The sequence below is a fragment of the Bradyrhizobium sp. AT1 genome (assembly GCF_001590795.1).
Lineage (GTDB): Bacteria > Pseudomonadota > Alphaproteobacteria > Rhizobiales > Xanthobacteraceae > Bradyrhizobium.
The window spans coordinates 4,401,031-4,421,115 of the sequence record NZ_JXDL01000001.1 but is presented as its reverse complement, the minus strand read 5'-3'; the positions used below and the strand labels follow the sequence as shown (position 1 = coordinate 4,421,115).

19 protein-coding genes are annotated in these 20,085 nt (G+C 63.7%); 14 read left to right on the top strand and 5 right to left on the bottom strand.

Annotation, left to right across the window (positions count from 1 at the left end):
• Positions 1-778 (top strand): acetyl-CoA C-acyltransferase (locus SE92_RS20600; protein ID WP_157095918.1); only part of this gene is annotated, 778 nt, incomplete at its 5' end.
• Positions 779-796: 18 nt separating this feature from the next.
• Positions 797-3,010, top strand: coding sequence for an FAD-dependent oxidoreductase (locus tag SE92_RS20595; RefSeq protein ID WP_063197907.1), 2,214 nt, complete (start codon positions 797-799; stop codon positions 3,008-3,010).
• Between the two features lie 153 nt (positions 3,011-3,163).
• Here the strand turns inward: SE92_RS20595 and gstA are convergent, their stop codons facing one another.
• Positions 3,164-3,778 (bottom strand): glutathione transferase GstA, encoded by a 615-nt coding sequence (gstA, locus tag SE92_RS20590; RefSeq protein WP_063197905.1) that lies wholly within the window; start codon positions 3,776-3,778, stop codon positions 3,164-3,166.
• Positions 3,779-3,903: 125 nt separating this feature from the next.
• On the opposite strand from gstA, the gene SE92_RS20585 reads away from it, so the two are divergent.
• The 3 genes from SE92_RS20585 (at position 3,904) to SE92_RS20575 (ending at position 6,549) form a co-directional block, all read left to right on the top strand.
• Entirely contained in the window at positions 3,904-4,401 is a 498-nt protein-coding gene (locus tag SE92_RS20585; RefSeq protein ID WP_063197904.1) for a MarR family winged helix-turn-helix transcriptional regulator, read from the top strand.
• A gap of 99 nt (positions 4,402-4,500) precedes the next feature.
• Positions 4,501-5,871 carry a glutamate--cysteine ligase gene (locus SE92_RS20580; protein ID WP_063197902.1) on the top strand — a complete coding sequence of 457 codons (1,371 nt, stop codon included), beginning with the start codon at positions 4,501-4,503 and terminating at the stop codon, positions 5,869-5,871.
• A gap of 111 nt (positions 5,872-5,982) precedes the next feature.
• On the top strand, positions 5,983-6,549 hold the full coding sequence (locus SE92_RS20575; RefSeq protein ID WP_063197900.1) for a PAN domain-containing protein: 567 nt from the start codon (positions 5,983-5,985) through the stop codon (positions 6,547-6,549).
• 150 nt (positions 6,550-6,699) lie between these two features.
• On the opposite strand, the gene SE92_RS20570 is transcribed toward SE92_RS20575, so the two are convergent.
• From SE92_RS20570 to tldD, 3 genes are read right to left on the bottom strand one after another with little or no spacing between them, the layout of a single operon-like run.
• Complete coding sequence (locus SE92_RS20570) at positions 6,700-7,269, bottom strand: nucleotidyltransferase family protein (RefSeq protein WP_063197899.1); 570 nt, start codon at positions 7,267-7,269, stop codon at positions 6,700-6,702.
• Positions 7,270-7,285: 16 nt separating this feature from the next.
• Positions 7,286-8,065 (bottom strand): signal peptidase I, encoded by a 780-nt coding sequence (gene lepB, locus SE92_RS20565; protein ID WP_063197897.1) that lies wholly within the window; start codon positions 8,063-8,065, stop codon positions 7,286-7,288.
• Positions 8,062-9,489 carry a metalloprotease TldD gene (tldD, locus tag SE92_RS20560; RefSeq protein WP_063203665.1) on the bottom strand — a complete coding sequence of 476 codons (1,428 nt, stop codon included), beginning with the start codon at positions 9,487-9,489 and terminating at the stop codon, positions 8,062-8,064. The genes lepB and tldD overlap by 4 nt, the downstream gene beginning before the upstream one ends.
• Positions 9,490-9,803: 314 nt before the next feature.
• Here tldD and SE92_RS20555 point away from each other — a divergent pair, with 314 nt between their 5' ends.
• Positions 9,804-12,422, top strand: a complete 2,619-nt coding sequence (locus SE92_RS20555; protein WP_198172719.1) for a tetratricopeptide repeat protein — start codon at positions 9,804-9,806, stop codon at positions 12,420-12,422.
• Between the two features lie 21 nt (positions 12,423-12,443).
• Here SE92_RS20555 and SE92_RS20550 read toward each other — a convergent pair whose 3' ends face one another.
• Positions 12,444-12,989, bottom strand: a complete 546-nt coding sequence (locus tag SE92_RS20550; RefSeq protein ID WP_063197894.1) for an invasion associated locus B family protein — start codon at positions 12,987-12,989, stop codon at positions 12,444-12,446.
• 461 nt (positions 12,990-13,450) lie between these two features.
• Between SE92_RS20550 and coxB the strand changes: the two genes are divergently transcribed.
• The 8 genes from coxB (at position 13,451) to SE92_RS20510 (ending at position 20,057) form a co-directional block, all read left to right on the top strand.
• Positions 13,451-14,290 carry a cytochrome c oxidase subunit II gene (coxB, locus tag SE92_RS20545; protein WP_063197893.1) on the top strand — a complete coding sequence of 280 codons (840 nt, stop codon included), beginning with the start codon at positions 13,451-13,453 and terminating at the stop codon, positions 14,288-14,290.
• An 87-nt stretch (positions 14,291-14,377) separates the two neighbouring features.
• Entirely contained in the window at positions 14,378-15,997 is a 1,620-nt protein-coding gene (gene ctaD / locus SE92_RS20540; protein WP_063197891.1) for a cytochrome c oxidase subunit I, read from the top strand.
• A gap of 61 nt (positions 15,998-16,058) precedes the next feature.
• Positions 16,059-17,003: a heme o synthase gene (locus SE92_RS20535; protein WP_063197890.1), complete on the top strand. Its 945-nt coding sequence runs from the start codon at positions 16,059-16,061 to the stop codon at positions 17,001-17,003.
• On the top strand, positions 17,000-17,176 hold the full coding sequence (locus SE92_RS20530; protein WP_063197888.1) for a cytochrome c oxidase system small membrane protein: 177 nt from the start codon (positions 17,000-17,002) through the stop codon (positions 17,174-17,176). Before SE92_RS20535 ends, SE92_RS20530 begins: the two co-directional genes overlap by 4 nt.
• Before the next feature lie 5 nt (positions 17,177-17,181).
• The gene (locus SE92_RS20525; RefSeq protein ID WP_063197887.1) at positions 17,182-17,835 is read left to right on the top strand and encodes a cytochrome c oxidase assembly protein; all 654 of its coding nucleotides are present in this window, start codon (positions 17,182-17,184) and stop codon (positions 17,833-17,835) included.
• Positions 17,836-17,914: 79 nt separating this feature from the next.
• The gene (locus SE92_RS20520; protein ID WP_063197885.1) at positions 17,915-18,811 is read left to right on the top strand and encodes a cytochrome c oxidase subunit 3; all 897 of its coding nucleotides are present in this window, start codon (positions 17,915-17,917) and stop codon (positions 18,809-18,811) included.
• A 95-nt stretch (positions 18,812-18,906) separates the two neighbouring features.
• Positions 18,907-19,308 (top strand): DUF983 domain-containing protein, encoded by a 402-nt coding sequence (locus SE92_RS20515; RefSeq protein WP_063197883.1) that lies wholly within the window; start codon positions 18,907-18,909, stop codon positions 19,306-19,308.
• Positions 19,305-20,057, top strand: a complete 753-nt coding sequence (locus SE92_RS20510) for an SURF1 family protein (RefSeq protein WP_063197882.1) — start codon at positions 19,305-19,307, stop codon at positions 20,055-20,057. The genes SE92_RS20515 and SE92_RS20510 overlap by 4 nt, the downstream gene beginning before the upstream one ends.
• Positions 20,058-20,085: the final 28 nt, after the last annotated feature.

Here is a 20,085-nt window from a genome sequence, read left to right as displayed (position 1 = left end):
CTTCATGCCGCAGGGCGTTTCGGCCGATCTGATCGCCACCAAATACGGCTTCTCCCGCGACGACGTCGATGCCTATGCGGTGCAGAGCCAGCAGCGCGCGGCGAAGTCCTGGGAAGAGGGCCGCTTCGACAAGTCGATCGTGCCGGTGAAGGACATCAACGGCCTCACCATCCTCGCCAAGGACGAGCACATGCGTCCCTCGACGACGATGCAGTCGCTGGCGCAGCTGCAGCCCTCGTTCACGATGATGGCGCAGATGGGCGGCTTCGACGGCGTCGCGCTGCAGTCGCACCCGGAGATCGAGCGCGTCAATTACGTGCACCACGCCGGCAATTCCTCCGGCATCGTCGACGGCGCCGGGGCCGTGCTGCTCGGCAGCAAGGAAGCAGGTAGCAAATACGGCCTCAAGCCGCGTGCAAAAATCCGCGCGTTCGCCAATATCGGCTCGGAGCCGGCGATGATGCTGACCGGTCCGGTCGACGTCACCGAAAAGCTGTTCGCGCGCTCGGGCATGAAGAAGTCGGACATCGACCTGTTCGAGCTGAACGAGGCCTTCGCCTCCGTCGTGCTGCGCTACATCCAGGCCTTCGACATCGACAACGCCAAGATCAACGTCAATGGCGGTGCCATCGCGCTAGGCCATCCGCTTGGTGCGACCGGTGCGATGATCCTCGGCACCGTGCTCGACGAGCTCGAGCGCACCAACAAATCCACCGCCCTGGTCACGCTGTGCATCGGCGGCGGCATGGGCACCGCGACCATCATCGAGCGCGTCTAAGGGTAGGGAGCAACCAACATGGCTTACAAGAACTTCAGGGTTGAGACCGATTCCGACGGCATTGCGCTCGTCACCTGGGACATCCCGGGCCGTTCCATGAACGTGCTCGACGAAACCTCGACCAACGAGCTCGACGCCATCGTCAAGGCGACCACAGCTGACGCCGCCGTGAAGGGCGTCGTCATCACCTCCGCCAAGGACGCGTTCTGCGCCGGCGCAGATCTCTCCATGCTTGAAGGCATGAACCAGGAATATGCCAAAGTCCTGAAGGAGCAGGGCGAGACCGCGGCGAACCAGATGCTGTTCGACCAGAGCCGGCGCTTCTCGCTGGTGCTGCGCTCGATCGAGACGTCAGGCAAGCCGTGGGCGGCCGCGATCAACGGCCTCGCGCTCGGCGGCGGTTTCGAGATCACGCTGTGCTGCCACTATCGCGTCGCCGCGGAGAATCCCAAGACGCGCCTCGGCCTGCCCGAGGTCAAGGTCGGCCTGTTCCCGGGCGCCGGTGGCACGCAGCGCGTGCCGCGCCTGGTGCCGCCGCAGGACGCCATGACGATCCTGCTCAAGGGTGATCCCGTCACGGTCGAGAAGGCCAAGGCGCTGAACCTGATCCACGCCATCGTTCCCGCCGCCGATCTCATCAAGGCCGCCAAGGACTGGATCAAGGGTGGCGGCAAGGCGGTCGCGCCCTGGGACGAGAAGGGCTTCAAGCTGCCCGGCGGCCCGGTGTTCTCCAAGGCCGGCATGATGATGTTCCCCGCCGGCAACGCGATCTATCGCCGCGAGACCTATGACAACTACCCGGCCGCGCGCGCGATCATGAGCTGCGTCTATGAGGGTCTGCAGCTGCCGATCGACGCGGCGCTGCGCGTGGAGTCGCGCTACTTCACCTCCGTGCTGCGCTCGAAGGAAGCGGCTGCGATGATCCGCAGCCTGTTCCTCTCGATGCAGGAGCTCAACAAGGGCGCGCGCCGTCCGAAGGACGTGCCCGCGACCAAGGTGAAGAAGATCGCCGTGATCGGCGCCGGCTTCATGGGCGCGAGCGTCGGCTACGTGTCGGCCCGCGCCGGCCTCGACGTCGTCCTGATCGACCGCGACCAGGAAAGCGCCGACAAGGGCAAGGCGCATGCGCAGAAGGTGATCGAAGAGCAGATCAAGAAGGGCCGCGCCAAGCCTGCGGACGCCGAAGCGCTGCTCGCGCGCATCACGCCGACCGCGGATTATGCCGCACTGAAGGACGTCGACCTCGTCATCGAGGCCGTGTTCGAGGACCGCAAGGTCAAGGCGGACACCTTCGCCAAGGCGCAGGAGCACATGAAACCGGAGGTGATCTTCGCGTCCAACACCTCGACGCTGCCGATCACGTCGCTGGCCGAGAGCTTCAAGGATCAGGGCAAGTTCGTCGGCATCCACTTCTTCTCGCCGGTCGAGAAGATGATGCTGGTCGAGATCATCAAGGGCAAGAACACCGGCGATCTCGCGCTGGCGACCGCGCTCGACTACGTCCGCCAGATCGGCAAGACGCCGATCGTGGTCAACGATAGCCGCGGCTTCTTCGCCAACCGCTGCGTCGGCCGTTATGTCGCCGAGGGCAACGAGATGTTCCTCGAAGGCGTGCCGCCGGCGATGATCGAGAACTGCGCCAAGATGGCCGGCATGCCGGTCGGCCCGCTCTCGCTCTCGGACGAAGTCGCGCTCGACCTTGGCCTGAAGATCATGAAGGCGACCGAAGCCGATCTCGGCCCCAACGCCATCAACCCCGATCAGAAGAAGCTGATGGTGGAGATGGTCGAGAAGCAGGGCCGTCTCGGCCGCAAGAACAGCAAGGGCTTCTACGACTACCCCGAGAAGGGCAAGGGCTCGAAGAGCCTGTGGCCGGGCCTCTCAGCCTTGCAGCCGAAACAGCTCGACCCCGACACGCTCGATGTCGAGGAACTGAAGCAGCGTTTCCTGGTGGTGCAGGCGGTGGAGGCTGCGCGCACGGTCGAGGACCACGTCATCACCGATCCGCGCGAGGCGGATGTCGGCTCGATCCTCGGCTTCGGCTTCGCGCCGTTCACCGGCGGCACGCTGTCCTATATCGACTTCATGGGCACGAAGAAGTTCGTCGAGCTCTGCCACAAGCTGGAAGCGAAATACGGCTCGCGCTTCACGCCGCCGAAGCTGCTGGAAGAGATGGCGGCGAAGGGCGAGACCTTCTACGGCCGCTTCGCGCCGAAGAAGGCGGCGGCCTGATCTGATCTTGTAGCCCGGATGGAGCGCAGCGAAATCCGGGACAGCATCTCCTCGGATGCAGTGACCCGGATTACGCTTGCGCTCCATCCGGGCTACGCAGAATCAAAAAGGCCGGATCATCGATCCGGCCTTTCATCTTTGGAGAAGCCTTCCTCACTTCGCCTGCGCCAGCCCTTCCTTCTGCAGCGCTTCCTGCACCTGCGGCCGCGCCGCGACTCGGGCCTTGTAGGCGGCAAGGTTCGGCATCGCCGAGAGGTCGAACTTCATGCGGTCGGCCCAGGTCAGCATCGTGAACAGATAGCCGTCCGCCACCGTGAACTGCTTGCCCATCAGGTAGTCGCGGCCGGCGAGCTGGCTGTCGATATATTTCAGCTTGCCCATGACGCGATCCCTAAAGAAGGCCTTGGCCTCGTCGTTCAGGGCCGGCGCGAACAGCGGGCCAAAGCTCTTGTGCACCTCGGAGGTGAGGAAGTTCAGCCACTCCAGCAGCTTGTAGCGCTCGGAACTGCCGTGGGCCGGAGCAAGCGCCTTGGCCGCTGCCTGATCGGCGATCATCTGGACAATCACCGGGCCTTCGGTCACGATCTCGCCGCTGTCGAGGCCCAGCGCAGGGACCTGGCCCTTGGGGTTCAGCTTCAGATAATCCTCACCATTTTCGAGCTTCTTGGCCCGGATATCGACCTTGACCAGCTCATAGGGCAGGCCGGCTTCCAGGAGCGCGATGTGGGGGGACAGCGAACAGGCACCGGGCGAATAATACAGTTTCATGGAATTTCCTTCTCTTGTGCTTGGTTCGGCCGAAAGAGCGATTACATGCAGCTGCTTGGAATAGTCAAGATTGATGCAGCTGCATCAAATAGGGTAAGAGTCGGGCGACGAGCTTGAGCGGGACCATGAAACGCAAACCATCGACCGAGGCGACTTCGGCCTGGATCCGCCTGATGCGGGTGCAGAGCCGCGTGCTCGATTGCGTCGAGCAGGACTTGAAGAAGGCCGGTTTCCCGCCGCTGGCATGGTACGACGCGCTGCTCGAATTGTCGCGGGCTCCGTCGGGCGAACTGCGGCCGGTGGAGCTCGAACGGCAGATGCTGATTCCGCAATATTCCACCTCGCGCCTGATCGACCGCCTGGTCGACGAGGGCCTCGCCTCGCGGCGCGAATGCAAGATCGACAAGCGCGGCCAGTTCGTCGAGATCACCGAAGCCGGCCGCGAGCTGCAGAAGCGGATGTGGGGCGCCTATTCGGCCGCGATCGAGAAATATGTCGGTTCGAAACTGTCCGATGCCGATGCCGTCAAGCTCAGCGGTCTGCTCGACCGGCTGGGCTGCTCGTGCGGCGAGATGAAGCTGCCGCCCGTCGCCAACGTCAACGAAACCTCGCCGTCGCGATGATTGCGCGGCACACCAACTCGTCCGTGCGCCCGGTGGGTTCGCGGACCATCCCGTCACCCGCGCGCATTCGGTCGAAGCGCCTTTTGATTAGAGTTTGATATGGCGCGAGACCAGATCGATATGACGCCGCTGCAATCGCGCGACGAACTCGTCGCGTGGTTCGAGGAAGGCTGCAAGCCGGCCTCCGAGTGGCGCATGGGCACCGAGCACGAGAAGACGCCATTCACGCTCGAAGGCCACCGTCCGGTGCCTTACGAAGGCGCGCGCGGCATCGGCGCGTTGCTCGAGGGCATGAAGCTCCTGCTCGGCTGGGAGCCGATCATGGAGAAGGGCAACATCATCGGCCTCTACGACGTCACCGGGGGCGGTGCGATCTCGCTCGAGCCCGGCGGACAGTTCGAACTGTCAGGCGCGCCGGTCGAGAACGTGCACCAGACCCAGAGCGAGCTGATGGCGCATCTGGCGCAGGTGCGCGAGATCGCAACGCCGCTCGGCATCGGCTTCCTCGGTCTCGGCATGACGCCGTCCTGGTCGCGCGCGGACATCCCGATGATGCCCAAGGGCCGCTACAAGATCATGACCAATTACATGCCGAAGGTCGGCCAATACGGCCTCGACATGATGTACCGGACCTGCACGGTGCAGACCAATCTCGACTTCTCCTCCGAAGCCGACATGGTCAAGAAGCTGCGCGTGTCGCTCGCGCTTCAGCCGGTTGCGACCGCGCTGTTTGCCAATTCGCCGTTCACCGAAGGCAAGCCGAACGGCTTCCTCTCCTTCCGCTCCGAGATCTGGCGCGACACCGACAATGCGCGCTCGGGCATGATGCCGTGGGCGTTCGAGGACGGCATGGGCTTCGAGCGCTATGTCGACTACGCGCTCGACGTGCCCATGTATTTCGTCAAGCGCGACGAGGATTACATCGACGTCTCGGGCTCCTCGTTCCGCGCGTTCTTCGACGGCCGCAACAACAACCTTCCCGGCGAACGTCCGACGCTGTCGGACTGGGCCAACCATCTCTCGACGATTTTCCCGGAGGTGCGGCTCAAGCGCTACCTCGAGATGCGCGGCTCCGACGGCGGTCCGTGGGGACGGTTGCCGGCGCTGCCGGCGTTCTGGGTCGGGCTGCTCTATGACGACGTCTCGCTCGATGCGGCCTGGGAGATCGTCAAGCACTGGACCGCGGCCGAGCGTCAGGCCCTGCGCGACGACGTGCCGCGCTTCGGCTTCAAGGCGCGGATCAAGGACCGCTATCTGTTCGAGATCGCCAAGGAATGCCTCGTTCTGGCACATGCGGGCCTGCGCCGGCGCGGCCGGATCGACCAGCTGGGCCGCGACGAAACGCGGCACCTGGAGCCGCTCGACCACATCATCGATTGCGGAAGGACGCCGGCCGAGGAAATGTTGGACAAGTTCAACGGCCCCTGGAAAGGCTCGGTGGAACCGGCCTACGCGGAATACGCTTTCTAGACCATAGACCAACGACCGGATTTCAGCCGTTCATCGCCCATACAGGTTTGCGGCGATCAAATGACCGGCTGAAAAAACCTGAGCGTCGTCAATAACTCGAAAGCTGTTCCGATGTGGAAGGGCCGCCTGTCCGGGGCCGTCATGGCCAGCGCCGTGGCATGTGTCACGCTGCTGTCGCTCGCCTTCGCGAGCGTGCCGGTGCGCGCCCAGACTGCGTTCGATCGGCCCGGCGGCGACTATTTCAGCGCGCCGGTGGCATCGGGCGACCCCGAGGATTGCGCGCTGCTGTGCGAACGCGATCGCCGCTGCCGCTCGTGGAGCTTCAGCTATCCCGACGTCGAAGGCGGCTCGGCGGTGTGCTGGCTGAAGAACACCGTGCCGGCGCGCGTGCCGGGCAGCTGCTGCATCTCCGGTGTGCGCGGCGCCGGCGTGATCGAGCCGCGGGTCGAGGGCGTGGAGACGTCGATCGACCGTCCCGGCGGCGATCTGCGCAATTTCGAGCTGAAGGAAGGCGACGGCGTGGAGGCCTGCAAGGCGGCGTGCACCGCCGACAACAAATGCCGCGCCTTCACCTATGCCCGCCCCGGCTACACCGGACGCGAGGCGCGCTGCTTCCTGAAAAAGGAAATCAAGCCGCCGCGCAGGAAGGCAGGGTTCACGTCGGGCGTGGTGCGGTAGGGTTCGTCCTCGTGCCCCGGACGCAGCGCGGCGCTCCTTCAGCGCTGCGCTGCAGAGCCGGGGCCTACGCTACACCGCATTCGGTTGCACCATGGGTCCCGGCTCTGCGCCGCATCGTTTCACGATGCGTCTTGTCCGGGACACGTAGACCTATGCGGTCGCCGCGATCACCGTGAGCTCCGGCCACAGCGCTTTCCAGCGCGCGGCCTTCGCCTCGTAATTCGCGATGGAGAAATTCTGCGCCTTGTTCGGCCGCACGATCAGCCGCGCTACGTCGTCGAAGCCGTGGGGCGCATATACGTCGAAATCTCCGCCTGCGCGTCTCACTCCGAATTGCGTGTTCTGCGTGAGGAAGCGGTCGATGCCGTCGGTCGAGCGCGTCAACGGCGGGTAGGGCAGGCCGTGCTTGGCGGGGTACCACAGATGCACGCGCGCCTGGTTGCGAATCTCGATCTTGGCGCCGAGATGCGCGAGCCGCGCATGCAACTTGCGTATGACCGCATCCTCCGCCTCCCACGACGTGTCGGAATCGAAATAGAACACGTCGTAATCGGCAATGCCGTGATCGACCGCGCGGCCCGTGAGCCCATTCCACACCGACTGCACGAGGCAGCCTGCAACCAGCCACGCATCCGGCAGTGCGAGGCGATCGAGTTCATCGATGACCGCGGCGTTGACGGGATTTCTCAGCGCGAGCGCGAGGAATTCGTCGCGCTTCATGGCGCGACGGGGAGGCTCAATGCACCGCGGTGAAGAACCGCGCGAGCCGGAATCCGGACAGCCAGGTCCACACCGGCTGACCGCGCATGCCGAGATCCCAGGAGCCGAGCACCGCATCCGCGCGGCCGATCAGATTGTCGATCGGCAACAGGCCGACGCCGCCGGAGCGCAGCGGCACGCGGCTGTCGGCGGAATTGTCGCGGTTGTCGCCGAGCACGAAGAGATGGCCGGCCGGCACCGTCACTTCCTGTGTATTGTCGAGCGGCCCGTTGTCGCGCATCTTGAAGATCAGATGCGAGACGCCGTTCGGCAGCTTCTCGACATAGCGGTAGGCGGGCTCGCTGCCGCCATTGTCGTCCTCGGCAGCTCCGACGCCGTCGGGCTTCAGCTCGGCGGGACGGTCGTTGATGAAGAGCTGGCCCTGCCGCATCTGGATGCGATCGCCGGGCAGACCGACGACGCGCTTGACCCAGGCCTGCGAACGATCGCCGGGCCAGCGGAACACCACGACGTCGCCCTGCTTCGGCGTCTCCGCGAACACGCGGCCGCTCTCGGGCAGGCTGATCTGGATCGGCAGCGACGAGGTGCCGTAGCCATAGGGGAATTTCGAGGCGAGCAGCGCATCGCCGATCAATAGCGTCGGCTCCATCGAGCCCGACGGCACGTAGAACGGCTCGGCGAGCGCGCCCTTGGCGATGAAGACCGCCGCGACGATGCCGGCCAGTTGAGCGATCTGCCCGGCCCAGCCGCTGCTCTTCCGCTTGGCGGTGACGGTGATCTTTTCTTCTACGCTCATGCGCCTGTTCCACCCACCGTGATGCGTTCCATCAGCAGCGACGGCTGGCCGACGCCCACCGGTACGCCCTGTCCATTCTTGCCGCAGGTCCCGATGCCGGTATCGAGCGCAAGGTCGTTGCCGATCATGCGGATGCGATGCAGGTCGGTCGGCCCGTTGCCGATCAGCATGGCGCCCTTCAGCGGCGCGCCGATCTTGCCGTTCTCGATCTTGTAGGCCTCGGTGCACTGGAACACGTACTTGCCTGAGGTGATGTCGACCTGGCCGCCGCCAAAATTCGCGGCGAACACGCCGTTCTTCACCGAGGCCAGGATCTCTGCCGGATCGCGGTCGCCCGCGAGCATATAGGTGTTGGTCATGCGCGGCATCGGCACATGGGCATAGCCCTGACGGCGGCCGTTGCCGGTCGGCTTCATGTTCATCAGCCGCGCGTTCTGGCGGTCCTGCATGTAGCCGACCAGGATGCCGTCCTCGATCAGCACGGTGCGATTGGTCGGCGTGCCCTCGTCGTCGATCGACAGCGAGCCGCGCCGCGAGGCCATGGTGCCGTCGTCGACCACGGTGACGCCCTTGGCCGCGACCTGCTGGCCCATCAGGCCGGCAAAGGCCGACGTCTTCTTGCGGTTGAAGTCGCCCTCGAGGCCATGGCCGACTGCTTCATGCAGCATGACGCCGGGCCAGCCTGCGCCGAGCACGACGTCCATCTCGCCGGCGGGGGCGGGAATCGATTCCAGATTGACCAGCGCCTCGCGCAGGGCGCCATCGGCGGCGTCGCGCCAGTTCTTGCTCTCGATGAATTCGGCATAGCCGGCGCGGCCGCCATAACCTTTGCTGCCGCTCTCCTGGCGGTCGCCCTGGCCGGCGACGACGGAAATGTTGACGCGCACCAGCGGGCGGATGTCGCGATAGCTCTCGCCGTCGGGCCGCAGGATCTCGACCACTTGCCAGGTCGCGCCCAGGCTGACGCTGACCTGCCGCACCCTGGGATCCTTGTCGCGCAAGTAGGCGTCGATCTCGGCGAGCAGTTTGACCTTGGTCTCGAAGCCCGGCGCGTCCAGCGGATTGTCGTCGCCATAGAGGCGCACGTTGGTATGCGGCGGCGGCGCGGCGAAGCTGCCGGAATAGCCGCCGCGCACGGCCGCGACCGCGTCCGCCGCGCGAATCAGCGCCGGCAGCGACACGTCGGAGGAATGCGCATAGCCGACCGCATCGTCCTTGACGGCGCGTAAGCCAAACCCCTGCGAGGTGTCGTAGGTCGCCTGCTTCAGCCGCCCATTGTCGAACATCAGCGCTTCGGTCTGGCTGTACTCCAGGAACAGCTCACCATCGTCGGCACCGGAAAGCCCGCGTGCGACCTCGTGGCGAACCTGGTCGCGATCGAGATTGGCGCGGTCGAGCAGGGAGGTCGTGGCAGGGTTTGTCATGCGTCCGTCCATTAGCGGAAGATGTGGGGCAAGATAATGGTTTCCCGGCGGTTCCGCGAGGGGGCGGGGGGCAGATTACGGAAAGGATAGGAAGGGGCGGCGGTCGGAGCCACTAGTGGCGATAACGAAGGCCCTTGGCCACGCGTCGCCAGCACCGTACTCAGCCCGACCAAGACGAGTTGCATGCCTTGCAGGCCTATCCTGTTGCGGGTGGGGCCGCCTTCAAGATAATGTTTCCGCGAGCAAATAGCTGGCCGCGGCTGTCGGGTGCACCTGTTAGATATTTTGAGCCTTTCATTATGACGGGAGCGGCCTTGAGCCAGCCCAAGAACTATAGCGCAATTATGCTGTCGAGCACCTTCACGGACTTGAAGGAGCATCGCCAGAACGCAATCGACATCATCAACCGGTTCGACCTCAAGCCGAAGGTCATGGAACATTCGGGCGCGCAGGCGGACACGGATGTCATCGACACGTCGCTGAAGATGGTGCGGGATGCGGCGGCCTATGTCCTCGTTATCGGCCGCAAGTACGGCCAGACGCCGCGTGATCCGGTCCGAAACCCGAACGGGCTGTCGATCACTGAGCTTGAATTCAACGAAGCGATGGCGCTCGGCCGTCCGATCCTGCTGTTCATCATGAGCGACCAGCATCCCCTGACCGAAGCGGATTTCGAGTTCGATCCGGAGAAGCGAGCCAAGCTCGCCGCATTCCGTGAGCGCGCTAAACTGATGTATCGCAACTGCGAGGTGCACCGAATTTACGAGATCTTTGACAGTATGGGAAAATTTTCGACGTCGGCTGCAATTGCGATCGCCGGTTTGGTGCGGCATTTGCCGGCGCAGGGTAAGCCCGGACCTGCGATTGACAACGTGCCTTTTCGCGAACTTCGCAATTTCCTGGGTAGGGATGACGATCTGGCCGCGATCGACACTGCATTCAAGACTGGCTCCGGCCGCGCTGCCGTTAGCGCCTTGCACGGCCTGCGCGGAGTAGGCAAGACCACGCTCGCCGCCGCCTACGCCGAACGCAGACGCACTAATTATCGAGCGACTTGGTGGATCAGGGCGGGAACCGAGCACACGATACGCGCCGATCTGGTGGGTCTCGGCGTTCAACTTGGCTGGGTCGTTGACGATGCGGCGGAAGACCCGGCTATTAAGGCAGTGCTGCAGCGGCTTCGCATCGATGGAAATGGCATCTTGCTAATCTACGACAACGCAATCGGGAGAAACGAACTTACCGAATTCCTGCCCCGCGGGGGGGCATCCCACATCATCATCACTTCAAACGCACCGGACTGGCGCGGGATCGCTGATCCCGTGGAGATCGCGGTCTGGCCAAAGGAGATCGGGGCCGACTTCCTGATCGCTCGCACTGGTCGAGTCTCGGAACGCGCAGAAGCTTTGGCGCTTTCTCATGCCTTGGGAGGACTACCGCTTGCGCACGAACAGGCGTCAGCTTACTGCGATCGTGTCGGGTTGCCGTTTCGTGAGTATATTGCGCGGTTCGAAGTTACGTCTGTCGAGTTTCTGGATAAGGCGGAAGATGCGCCTCGTGATTACCGACTAACGGTGGCGAAGACTTTTGAAATTGCGATGGCGGAGGCCGCCAGCAGGCAAGCTGTCAGCTATTTCTTTCTTCTTGTTGCTGCATCGCTCGCGGCTCAGCCGATCCCAACACATTTTTTCTTTGAATGGCGAGAGAAAGTTGAAGGGGCATTTGCGGCAAACATCAAGGACGTCGACTTGGACGACGTCATCGGAACGCTCCGCGCCTTTGCGTTGATCGACCGTAGATCTATTCGCGACGAACGCGACCTTTCCGTTTGGACGGACTGTATCTCAGTGCATCCTCTGATAGGTAGGATTGCACTTGCACGGATCGGTATGGACCTTCTGAATGAAATTAGATGGGAGTCGATCAGAGCTATGGCCCTGATCTTTCCGGCTGGTGACGTTCTTTCAAATCCTGATTCATGGCCAAGAGCGAGGAGACTTGACGTAATCGCATCCTCGCTCGTCAGGTGCGATACGCTGCCTCAAGAAGCCGAGGCTGGAAATTGGCGCTCGATCATTGCAGCTTCAATGATAACTGTCTTGAATCAACTGGCTCTTTATCGCCAAACCGTTTTGGGCAGCTACGAGGAGGCTCAACGCAATTTCGAAGTGGCGCTGCTTTTGAGCGTGCGGGAACTTCTTGCGGACAATCCCTTTGAAGGCGTCATCCAGAATAATCTGGGTCGGATGTATCAAGATCTAGGTAATGTCTCTGAGGCGCGCAGTTGCTTTGAGCTAGCGGCGTCTTTTTATGAAACGAGAGGTGAGCCGAATTCCCCTGCTCTTAAAACGGTTCTGACCAATCTGGGGAGCATCCTTACCCAAGCAGGTGACTACGCGAACGCGCAATTATCTTTCGAACGTGCCTCAACAATTGCTGACGATTGCACCACTGTCTCAAGTGGGATCGCTTTACTGAATCAGCTTGCAATCCTGAAATGGAAAAGGGGGGAGCGGGATGCTGGCTTGGCTGATCTTGAGCGATCAGTTGAGAGCTGTAAGAAGATGTTTCCCCCGAATCACCCCTACATGGCGGCAACCATAGCCAGTTTGGGTGGCATTGTACTGGAACAAGGGGACCTCGCGCGGGCTGATGAACTCATAAGGAACGCGCTAGCTATTCGCGAAACCGTGCTGGGCCCAGATCACCCCGATACCGCGCTGAGTCTCTATGACTTAGGATTGCTACTGGAGGAGGGGAAAGATCTGGTGGGAGCTCGACCTTGCTACGAGCGTGCGCTGACTATCTTCGAACAAAAATTCGGACCCGCTCACCCTCGTGCGAGAAATATCGCCGAGAAATTGGTCGCACTCTTGGACCGGCTCGATGCTTCCGATCGTGCTGCCGCTGTTCGTCAGAGATTTAAATTATAAGAGCCAGCAGCTAATCCCATCTTACGGCAGCTTGTCATACCCCTCACCCAGCCCGTTCAGGCTGAGCGGAAAGCCAATCCCTTCTTCCGGGGTCTCGAAGATGATGAAGGTGGCGGTCTTGGCGGTGCGGAGCTGGCCGAGCAGCTTGTCGTCCATGACGACCTCGGCGACGCAGCCATTGGGCAGGCAGCGGACGAAGCCGGCGCGGCCGACGTCCTGATTGTCGAGCTTGAGGCCGAGACCGGAGGGCAGCAGGACCCCTAAGGGGGCCACCACGCGCATCAGGCGGCTCTTCTGGTCGGCGGTCTTCAGCACGATGACGGTCAGGCCGGCATTGGAGCGGTCTTCCGCCACCACGCTCTGGATCAGGGCGCACTGCTCGCTCTGGGCGCCGGGGGGCGTGTCGCAGCGAATCTGCCAGTCGCCATGGACGGAGCGCACTGCGCCCTGCGCATGAGCAAGGCCGGGAAGCGCCAGAAGGAGGATCGCCGCCAGCAGGCCTGCCAGCGCCGGGAGGCGGTCAGCCCGCCTTTTCGCCTGCCTTGCCATCGATTTCGAAAGCCCCATCGGGTCGGTCCCTTTGCTCGCCTGGGCCGCTCGCGCTCGGCGGACTAATCTGGCGGACTGATACGGGAATGACGGCGTCTTGAAGGCGATTCCCAAGCAAATTCCACGCCGCCTCGCACCGCCGCCGCCCGCACGAATCAGGTTCCTGCGCGGCCATCCGCCAGTGCCTAACGCGGGCAATTCCGCTGTCAAGCCGCAGCATCCCGGCCAACGGTATTTTTGTCTGATGTTACTAGGAAATATCTTGCGGGTGATGGCTGGCAGTCGGGGCTCAAGACTGCATTGCGATAGATCAAAAATTATGGTTTGAGAGGCTTGATTTCGGCGTTCTAGCGATCTGGCCCCAATTCCTCTTAGAGGTATTCTTGCGCGGCGGTTTGTCAGGCGGACGGGTCGAATAAGCGTTTCCCGGACATAGGGCGGCGCACTTGGGGTGATTTCGTAAGGGGAGCGCGAACGGCATGAGGATGTCGATGGGCCGGATGGGCCGGCAGTTGCTGGGATTGGCCGTGGCGGGTCTGACGCTGGCGACCGGCGGTTCGGCCTTCGCCGAGCTCGGGCAGCCGAAGCCGTGGGAATGGACGCTTCAGGAGTCCGGTTCCCCGGTGATGGACAACATCGTCTGGTTCCACAACTTTCTGTTCGTGCTGATCACGCTGATCACGCTGTTCGTTCTGGCGCTGCTCGTGGTGGTGGTCATCAAGTTCAACGCGCGGGCCAATCCGGTGCCGTCGCGCACCACCCACAACACGCTGATCGAGGTGGCCTGGACGCTCGTTCCGGTGCTGATCCTGGTCGGAATCTCGGTGCCGTCGTTCCGGCTTCTGTTCCTCGAGCTCGACGTGCCGAAAGCGGATATCACCGTCAAGGCGACCGGCAAGCAGTGGTACTGGTCCTACGCCTATCCGGACAACGGCAAGTTCGAGTTCGACTCGCTGATGGCGCAGGACAAGCAGCCCCGCCTGCTCGGCGTCGACAACGAGATGGTGGTGCCGGTCAACAAGGTGATTCGTGTCCAGGTCACCGGCGCGGACGTCATCCACGCCTTTGCGCTGCCGGCTTTCGGCGTCAAGATCGACGCCATTCCGGGGCGGCTGAACGAGACCTGGTTCAAGGCCACCAAGACCGGCATGTTCTACGGCCAGTGCTCGGAGCTCTGCGGCAAGGACCACGCCTTCATGCCGATCGCGATTCGCGTCGTGGAGGACCAGGAATTCGCCTCCTGGGTCGAGACCGCGAAGAAGAAATTCGCGAGCGGTGGCACCAGCACCTACGCCTCCGCGGCCGGCCCGACGCAGTAAGCGTCGGGTGACGGCTGACAGGGACTGAAGCGATATAAGGGCGGGACCTCCTGGAGGTCCGAACGGGACGCAAGGCAGGATTTGAAAATGGCAACGAGCGCAGCGGCACACGGCGATCACGCCCACGGACATGACGAGCACGCCCATCCGACCGGATGGCGGCGCTACGTCTATTCGACCAACCACAAGGACATCGGCACGATGTACCTGATCTTCGCGGTGATCGCCGGCGTCATCGGCGCCGCGATGTCGATCGCGATCCGTGCCGAGCTGATGTACCCGGGCGTGCAGATCTTCCACGAGACGCACACCTACAACGTGTTCGTGACCTCTCACGGCCTGATCATGATCTTCTTCATGGTCATGCCCGCGATGATCGGCGGCTTCGGCAATTGGTTCGTGCCGCTGATGATCGGCGCGCCCGACATGGCGTTCCCGCGCATGAACAACATCTCGTTCTGGCTGCTGCCGGCCTCGTTCGCGCTGCTGTTGATGTCGACCTTCGTCGAGGGCGAGCCGGGCGCCAACGGCGTCGGCGCCGGCTGGACCATGTACGTGCCGCTGTCGGCCTCCGGCCATCCGGGTCCGGCCGTCGACTTCGCGATCCTGTCGCTCCATCTGGCAGGCGCTTCGTCGATCCTCGGCGCCATCAACTTCATCACCACGATCTTCAACATGCGCGCGCCGGGCATGACCCTGCACAAGATGCCGCTGTTCGTGTGGTCGATCCTGGTAACGGTGTTCCTGCTGCTGCTGTCGCTGCCGGTGCTTGCCGGTGCGATCACCATGCTGCTCACCGACCGCAACTTCCACACGACGTTCTTCAACCCCGAAGGCGGCGGCGACCCCGTGCTGTTCCAGCATCTGTTCTGGTTCTTCGGCCACCCCGAGGTTTACATCCTGATCCTGCCCGCCTTCGGCATGATCAGCCAGATCGTCTCGACCTTCTCGCGCAAGCCCGTGTTCGGCTATCTCGGCATGGCCTACGCCATGGTCGCGATCGGCGGCATCGGCTTCGTGGTGTGGGCGCACCACATGTACACGGTCGGCATGTCCTCGGCGACACAGGCCTATTTCGTCGCCGCGACCATGGTCATCGCGGTTCCGACCGGCGTGAAGATCTTCTCCTGGATCGCCACGATGTGGGGCGGTTCGATCGAATTCCGGGCGCCGATGATCTGGGCGGTGGGCTTCATCTTCCTGTTCACCGTCGGTGGCGTCACCGGCGTCGTGCTGGCGAATGCCGGCGTCGACCGCGTGCTGCAGGAGACCTACTACGTCGTCGCGCACTTCCACTACGTGCTGTCGCTGGGTGCGGTGTTCGGAATCTTCGCCGGCTGGTACTACTGGTTCCCGAAGATGTCGGGCTACATGTACAACGAGACGCTCGCGAAGGCGCACTTCTGGGTGACCTTCATCGGCGTCAATCTGGTGTTCTTCCCGCAGCACTTCCTCGGCCTGTCCGGCATGCCGCGCCGCTATGTCGACTATCCCGATGCGTTCGCGGGCTGGAACCTGGTCTCGTCGGTCGGCTCCTACATCTCCGGCTTCGGCGTGCTGATCTTCCTCTACTGCGTGCTCGACGCCTTCATGAAGAAGGTGCCGGCCGGCGACAATCCGTGGGGTGCGGGTGCGACCACGCTGGAGTGGACCTTGCCCTCGCCGCCGCCGTTCCACCAGTTCGAAGTGCTGCCCCGCGTGCAGTAAGCGACCTCCCGCGGCGCCCGTGACGGGCGCCGCGACTCTATAACGAAGCGAGTTGAATTTAGTGTCCGTCCTCGATCAGAACGCCATCGACATCAATCCCCGCATCTCCGAGGCGGAGGTCGGCGACTACATCGCGCTGTTGAAGCCGCGGGTGATGTCGCTGGTGATCTTCACCGCGCTGGTCGGGATGGCCATGGCGCCGGGACACTTCCACCCGGTGCTCGCGTTCACTTCGCTGCTCTGCATCGCCGTCGGCGCCGGCGCTTCCGGCGCGCTCAATATGGCGCTCGAAGGCGACATCGATTCCAAGATGTCGCGCACGGCGAACCGGCCGATCCCGCGCGGCCGCATCACCCGCCCCGAGGCGATGGCGTTCGGCCTGACGCTGTCCTTCTTCTCGGTGATGACGCTCGGCATCCTCGTCAACTGGATCGCAGGCAGCCTGCTCGCCTTCACCATCTTCTTCTACGTAGTGATCTACACGATGGGGCTGAAGCGCTGGACCGCGCAGAACATCGTGATCGGCGGCGCCGCCGGCGCGCTGCCGCCGGTGGTGGCCTGGGCCGCCGTCACGGGCACCGTCGACGTCGAGCCGCTGCTGCTGTTCGCCATCATCTTCTTCTGGACCCCGCCGCATTTCTGGGCGCTGGCGCTGTTCCGCTCCGACGACTACGCGCGCGCCGGCATTCCGATGCTGCCAAACGTCGCCGGTCCCGATGCGACGCGCCTGCAGATCCTGCTCTACACCATCGTGCTGATCGCGGTCGCCGCCGCGCCCTGGGCGCTCGGCTATTTCGACGCGATCTACGGCATCGTCTCGCTGATCATGGGGGCCGGCATGCTGGTGCTCGCGATCAACGTCTATATGCGCCGCGAGCGAGCTGCCTCGCTGCGCGCGACCCGCAAGCTGTTCGCGTTCTCGATCCTCTATTTGTTCGTGCTGTTCGCGACCCTGCTGGCCGAGGTCGTGTTCCGGGCACTGGCTCCGATGGTTGGGGGCGCATGATCACAGCGATGGCCGACAAACCCGAGACAGACGGAATCGTCCTCACCGAGGCGCAGAAGAAGAGCCGTCGTCAGCGCTCGATCGCCATTGCCCTGGCGCTCGGCGTGCTGGTGGTGCTGTTCTTCGCCGTCACCATGGTCAAGGGACCGGCCGTTCTCGTGCGGCCGATGTAGGAAACATGGATCACGAGCCGACCATATCGCAGGATGTCAGTGCCAAGCCGGCCAATGGTCAACCGGCCAAGCGCCGCGGGCTGGGGCGTGATGTCGTGGTCGCGTCCATCTGCGGCGGCGTGGTCGCGCTGATGGTCGGTGCCTCCTACGCGGCGGTGCCGTTCTACAACTGGTTCTGCCGCGCCACCGGTTTCAACGGCACGACGCAAGTGGCGAACGCCGCGCCGGCGACGGGCCCGATCGCGCGAAAAATCTCGGTGCGCTTCGACTCCAATGTCGCGCCCGGCCTGCCCTGGAAGTTCGAGCCGGAGCAGAACGAGATCGAGGTCAATATCGGCCAGGTCGTGACCGTCTTCTACACCGTGACCAACCAGGCCGCGCGCACCACGGCGGCCCAGGCGGCCTACAACGTCGCGCCGCTGACGGTCGGCTCCTATTTCCAGAAGATCAACTGCTTCTGCTTCACCGAGCAGACCATGGCTCCGGGCGAGAAGCGCGAGATGCCGGTTGTCTTCTACGTCGATCCGTCGATCGCCGAGGATCACGAGAACGACGGGCTGAACACGATCACGCTGTCCTATACCTTCTATCCGGTGAAGGATCCCGTGGTGAAGCCGTTGGCATCGGGCGAAGGCGACAAGCGCAAGGGAAATCTCTGATCGGCGGGCGCGCGCTCGAAAGGTCGGAAACAAGGGGATAAGTGCCCGACAGGCACGGGATTGAGGAGAGAGACCGCAAATGGCAACGGCGCACACCAAGCATCACGACTATCACCTGGTCGATCCCTCTCCGTGGCCGGCCGTCGGTTCGCTCTCGGCCTTCATCATGGCGGTCGGCGCGATCTCCTGGATGCATCACATGTTCTCGGCCGCGCCGATCGTGTTCGGCGTCGGCACCGTCGGCGTGCTCTACACCATGGCGAGCTGGTGGGGCGACGTGATCAAGGAAGCCCAGTACAAGGGCGACCACACCCGCGTGGTGCAGCTGCATCACCGCTACGGCATGATCCTGTTCATCGCCTCCGAGGTGATGTTCTTCGTCGCCTGGTTCTGGGCCTATTTCAACGCCGCGCTGTTTCCGGCCGACGCCGTCCACGCCACCCGCGACGCGGTGTTTGGCTGCGGCCTCGGCACTCAGGCCGGCGCCTGCGCCGTGCCGGGCACCTGGCCGCCGCACGGCATCGAGACCTTCGATCCCTGGCATCTGCCGCTCCTCAACACGCTGATCCTGCTCACCTCGGGCACGACCGTGACCTGGGCGCACCACGCGCTGCTCGAGAACGACCGTCAGGGTCTGAAATACGGCCTGATTGTCACCGTCGTGCTCGGCGCGCTGTTCACCTGCGTGCAGGCCTATGAGTACAGCCACGCGGCGTTCTCGTTCGGCGGCAACGTCTATGGCGCGACCTTCTTCATGGCGACCGGCTTCCACGGCTTCCACGTGCTGGTCGGCACCATCTTCCTGCTGGTCTGCCTGTTCCGCGCCTATGCCGGCCATTTCACGCCGAAGCAGCATCTCGGCTTCGAGTTCGCCGCCTGGTACTGGCACTTCGTCGACGTGGTCTGGCTGTTCCTGTTCCTCTGCATCTACGTCTGGGGACACGGCGCCGAGACCATGGCCCACGGCGCGCACTAAGCCGCGACGATGAGATCAGAAAGGGCGGCCGCTGGGCCGCCCTTTCGCTTTTGGGCCGCCGGAAGTTTCGGCGAGAACTGTGATAGAGTGCGATCATGAACGACACCGCCGGCAAATCCGAGTCCGAGACCACCGTCCTGCAAAGCGCGCTGCGCGGGCTCGCCTGCAGATGCCCGCGCTGCGGCCAGGGCAAGCTCTATGCAGGCTTTCTGACGCTCGCGCCCGCCTGCGACCGCTGCGGTCTCGACTACGCCTTCATCGATACCGGCGACGGTCCGGCGATCTTCATCATCATGCTGGCCGGCGGGATCGTGGTTGCGGCCGCACTGATCGTCGAGGTCAAATACCAGCCGCCATACTGGCTGCATGCGGTGCTGTGGTTGCCGTTGATCCTGGTCACCACGCTTCTGCCGCTGCGTGCGATGAAGTCGCTGCTGATCGCGCTGCAATTCCACCACAAGGCGGCGCCGGGCCGGTTGGTCGACCGCGCGAAATGATCGAGCCTGCGCGCAAGCCCCGCGTGGCCGGCTTCGCGCTGTTCACGCTCTTTCTGACGGCCGTGTTCGTCGCGCTCGGCGTCTGGCAATTGCAGCGCCGGACCGCCAAGCACGAGCTGGTCGCGGCGCTCACCGAGCGCCTGGCCGAGGCGCCCATCGCGCTGCCGCCGCCGGCGCAATGGGCTGCGCTCGCTCCCGCGCGCGATGAATTCCGGCGCGTCAGCTTCACCGCGACCTACGCAGGGCTCCCCGATGCGATGGTCTATTCCTCCGGCTCCGCGGTGCGCAAGGACGCCTCGGGCCCGGGCACCTGGGCGTTCCTGCCGGCGCGGCTTCCCGGCGGCGAGACGGTTGTGATCGATGCGGGCTTCGTCGAGAACACCATGCAGGATCGAGGCGTCGAGGACCGCGCGGTGAAGAAGCTCGTCACGGGACAGCCGGTCGCATTCACCGGCTATTTGCGCTTTCCCGAGGTGTCCGGCTGGCTGACGCCGGCGGAGAATCGCGGCAAGCGGCTTTGGTTCGTGCGCGATCATCAGGCCATCGCAGGCGCGCTCGGCTGGGGTGCGGTCGCGCCGTTCTATGTCGATCTCGAGCAGCCGGCGCCCGAGAACGGCATTCCCCGCCCGGGGCCGCTCGACGTGCATCTGAAGGACGATCACCTGCAATATGCCATCACCTGGTTCATGCTCGCAGGCGCCGTGCTGATCGCCTTCGCGGTGTGGGCACGAGGCCGGCGACAGAACTGACCCCGTCGAAGGTCCCCGAGGGGAACCC

Excerpts from the sequence above, each read along its gene's own strand:
- SE92_RS20520 (WP_063197885.1), top strand. The coding sequence starts at position 17,915 with ATGGCAACGGCGCACACCAAGCATCACGACTATCACCTGGTCGATCCC.
- SE92_RS20530 (WP_063197888.1), top strand. The coding sequence starts at position 17,000 with ATGATCACAGCGATGGCCGACAAACCCGAGACAGACGGAATCGTCCTC.
- SE92_RS20550 (WP_063197894.1), bottom strand. The coding sequence starts at position 12,989 with ATGGGGCTTTCGAAATCGATGGCAAGGCAGGCGAAAAGGCGGGCTGAC.
- ctaD (WP_063197891.1), top strand. The coding sequence starts at position 14,378 with ATGGCAACGAGCGCAGCGGCACACGGCGATCACGCCCACGGACATGAC.
- SE92_RS20515 (WP_063197883.1), top strand. The coding sequence starts at position 18,907 with ATGAACGACACCGCCGGCAAATCCGAGTCCGAGACCACCGTCCTGCAA.
- tldD (WP_063203665.1), bottom strand. The coding sequence starts at position 9,489 with ATGACAAACCCTGCCACGACCTCCCTGCTCGACCGCGCCAATCTCGAT.
- SE92_RS20585 (WP_063197904.1), top strand. The coding sequence starts at position 3,904 with ATGAAACGCAAACCATCGACCGAGGCGACTTCGGCCTGGATCCGCCTG.
- SE92_RS20510 (WP_063197882.1), top strand. The coding sequence starts at position 19,305 with ATGATCGAGCCTGCGCGCAAGCCCCGCGTGGCCGGCTTCGCGCTGTTC.
- lepB (WP_063197897.1), bottom strand. The coding sequence starts at position 8,065 with ATGAGCGTAGAAGAAAAGATCACCGTCACCGCCAAGCGGAAGAGCAGC.
- SE92_RS20595 (WP_063197907.1), top strand. The coding sequence starts at position 797 with ATGGCTTACAAGAACTTCAGGGTTGAGACCGATTCCGACGGCATTGCG.
- gstA (WP_063197905.1), bottom strand. The coding sequence starts at position 3,778 with ATGAAACTGTATTATTCGCCCGGTGCCTGTTCGCTGTCCCCCCACATC.
- SE92_RS20580 (WP_063197902.1), top strand. The coding sequence starts at position 4,501 with ATGGCGCGAGACCAGATCGATATGACGCCGCTGCAATCGCGCGACGAA.
- SE92_RS20570 (WP_063197899.1), bottom strand. The coding sequence starts at position 7,269 with ATGAAGCGCGACGAATTCCTCGCGCTCGCGCTGAGAAATCCCGTCAAC.
- coxB (WP_063197893.1), top strand. The coding sequence starts at position 13,451 with ATGAGGATGTCGATGGGCCGGATGGGCCGGCAGTTGCTGGGATTGGCC.
- SE92_RS20575 (WP_063197900.1), top strand. The coding sequence starts at position 5,983 with ATGTGGAAGGGCCGCCTGTCCGGGGCCGTCATGGCCAGCGCCGTGGCA.
- SE92_RS20525 (WP_063197887.1), top strand. The coding sequence starts at position 17,182 with ATGGATCACGAGCCGACCATATCGCAGGATGTCAGTGCCAAGCCGGCC.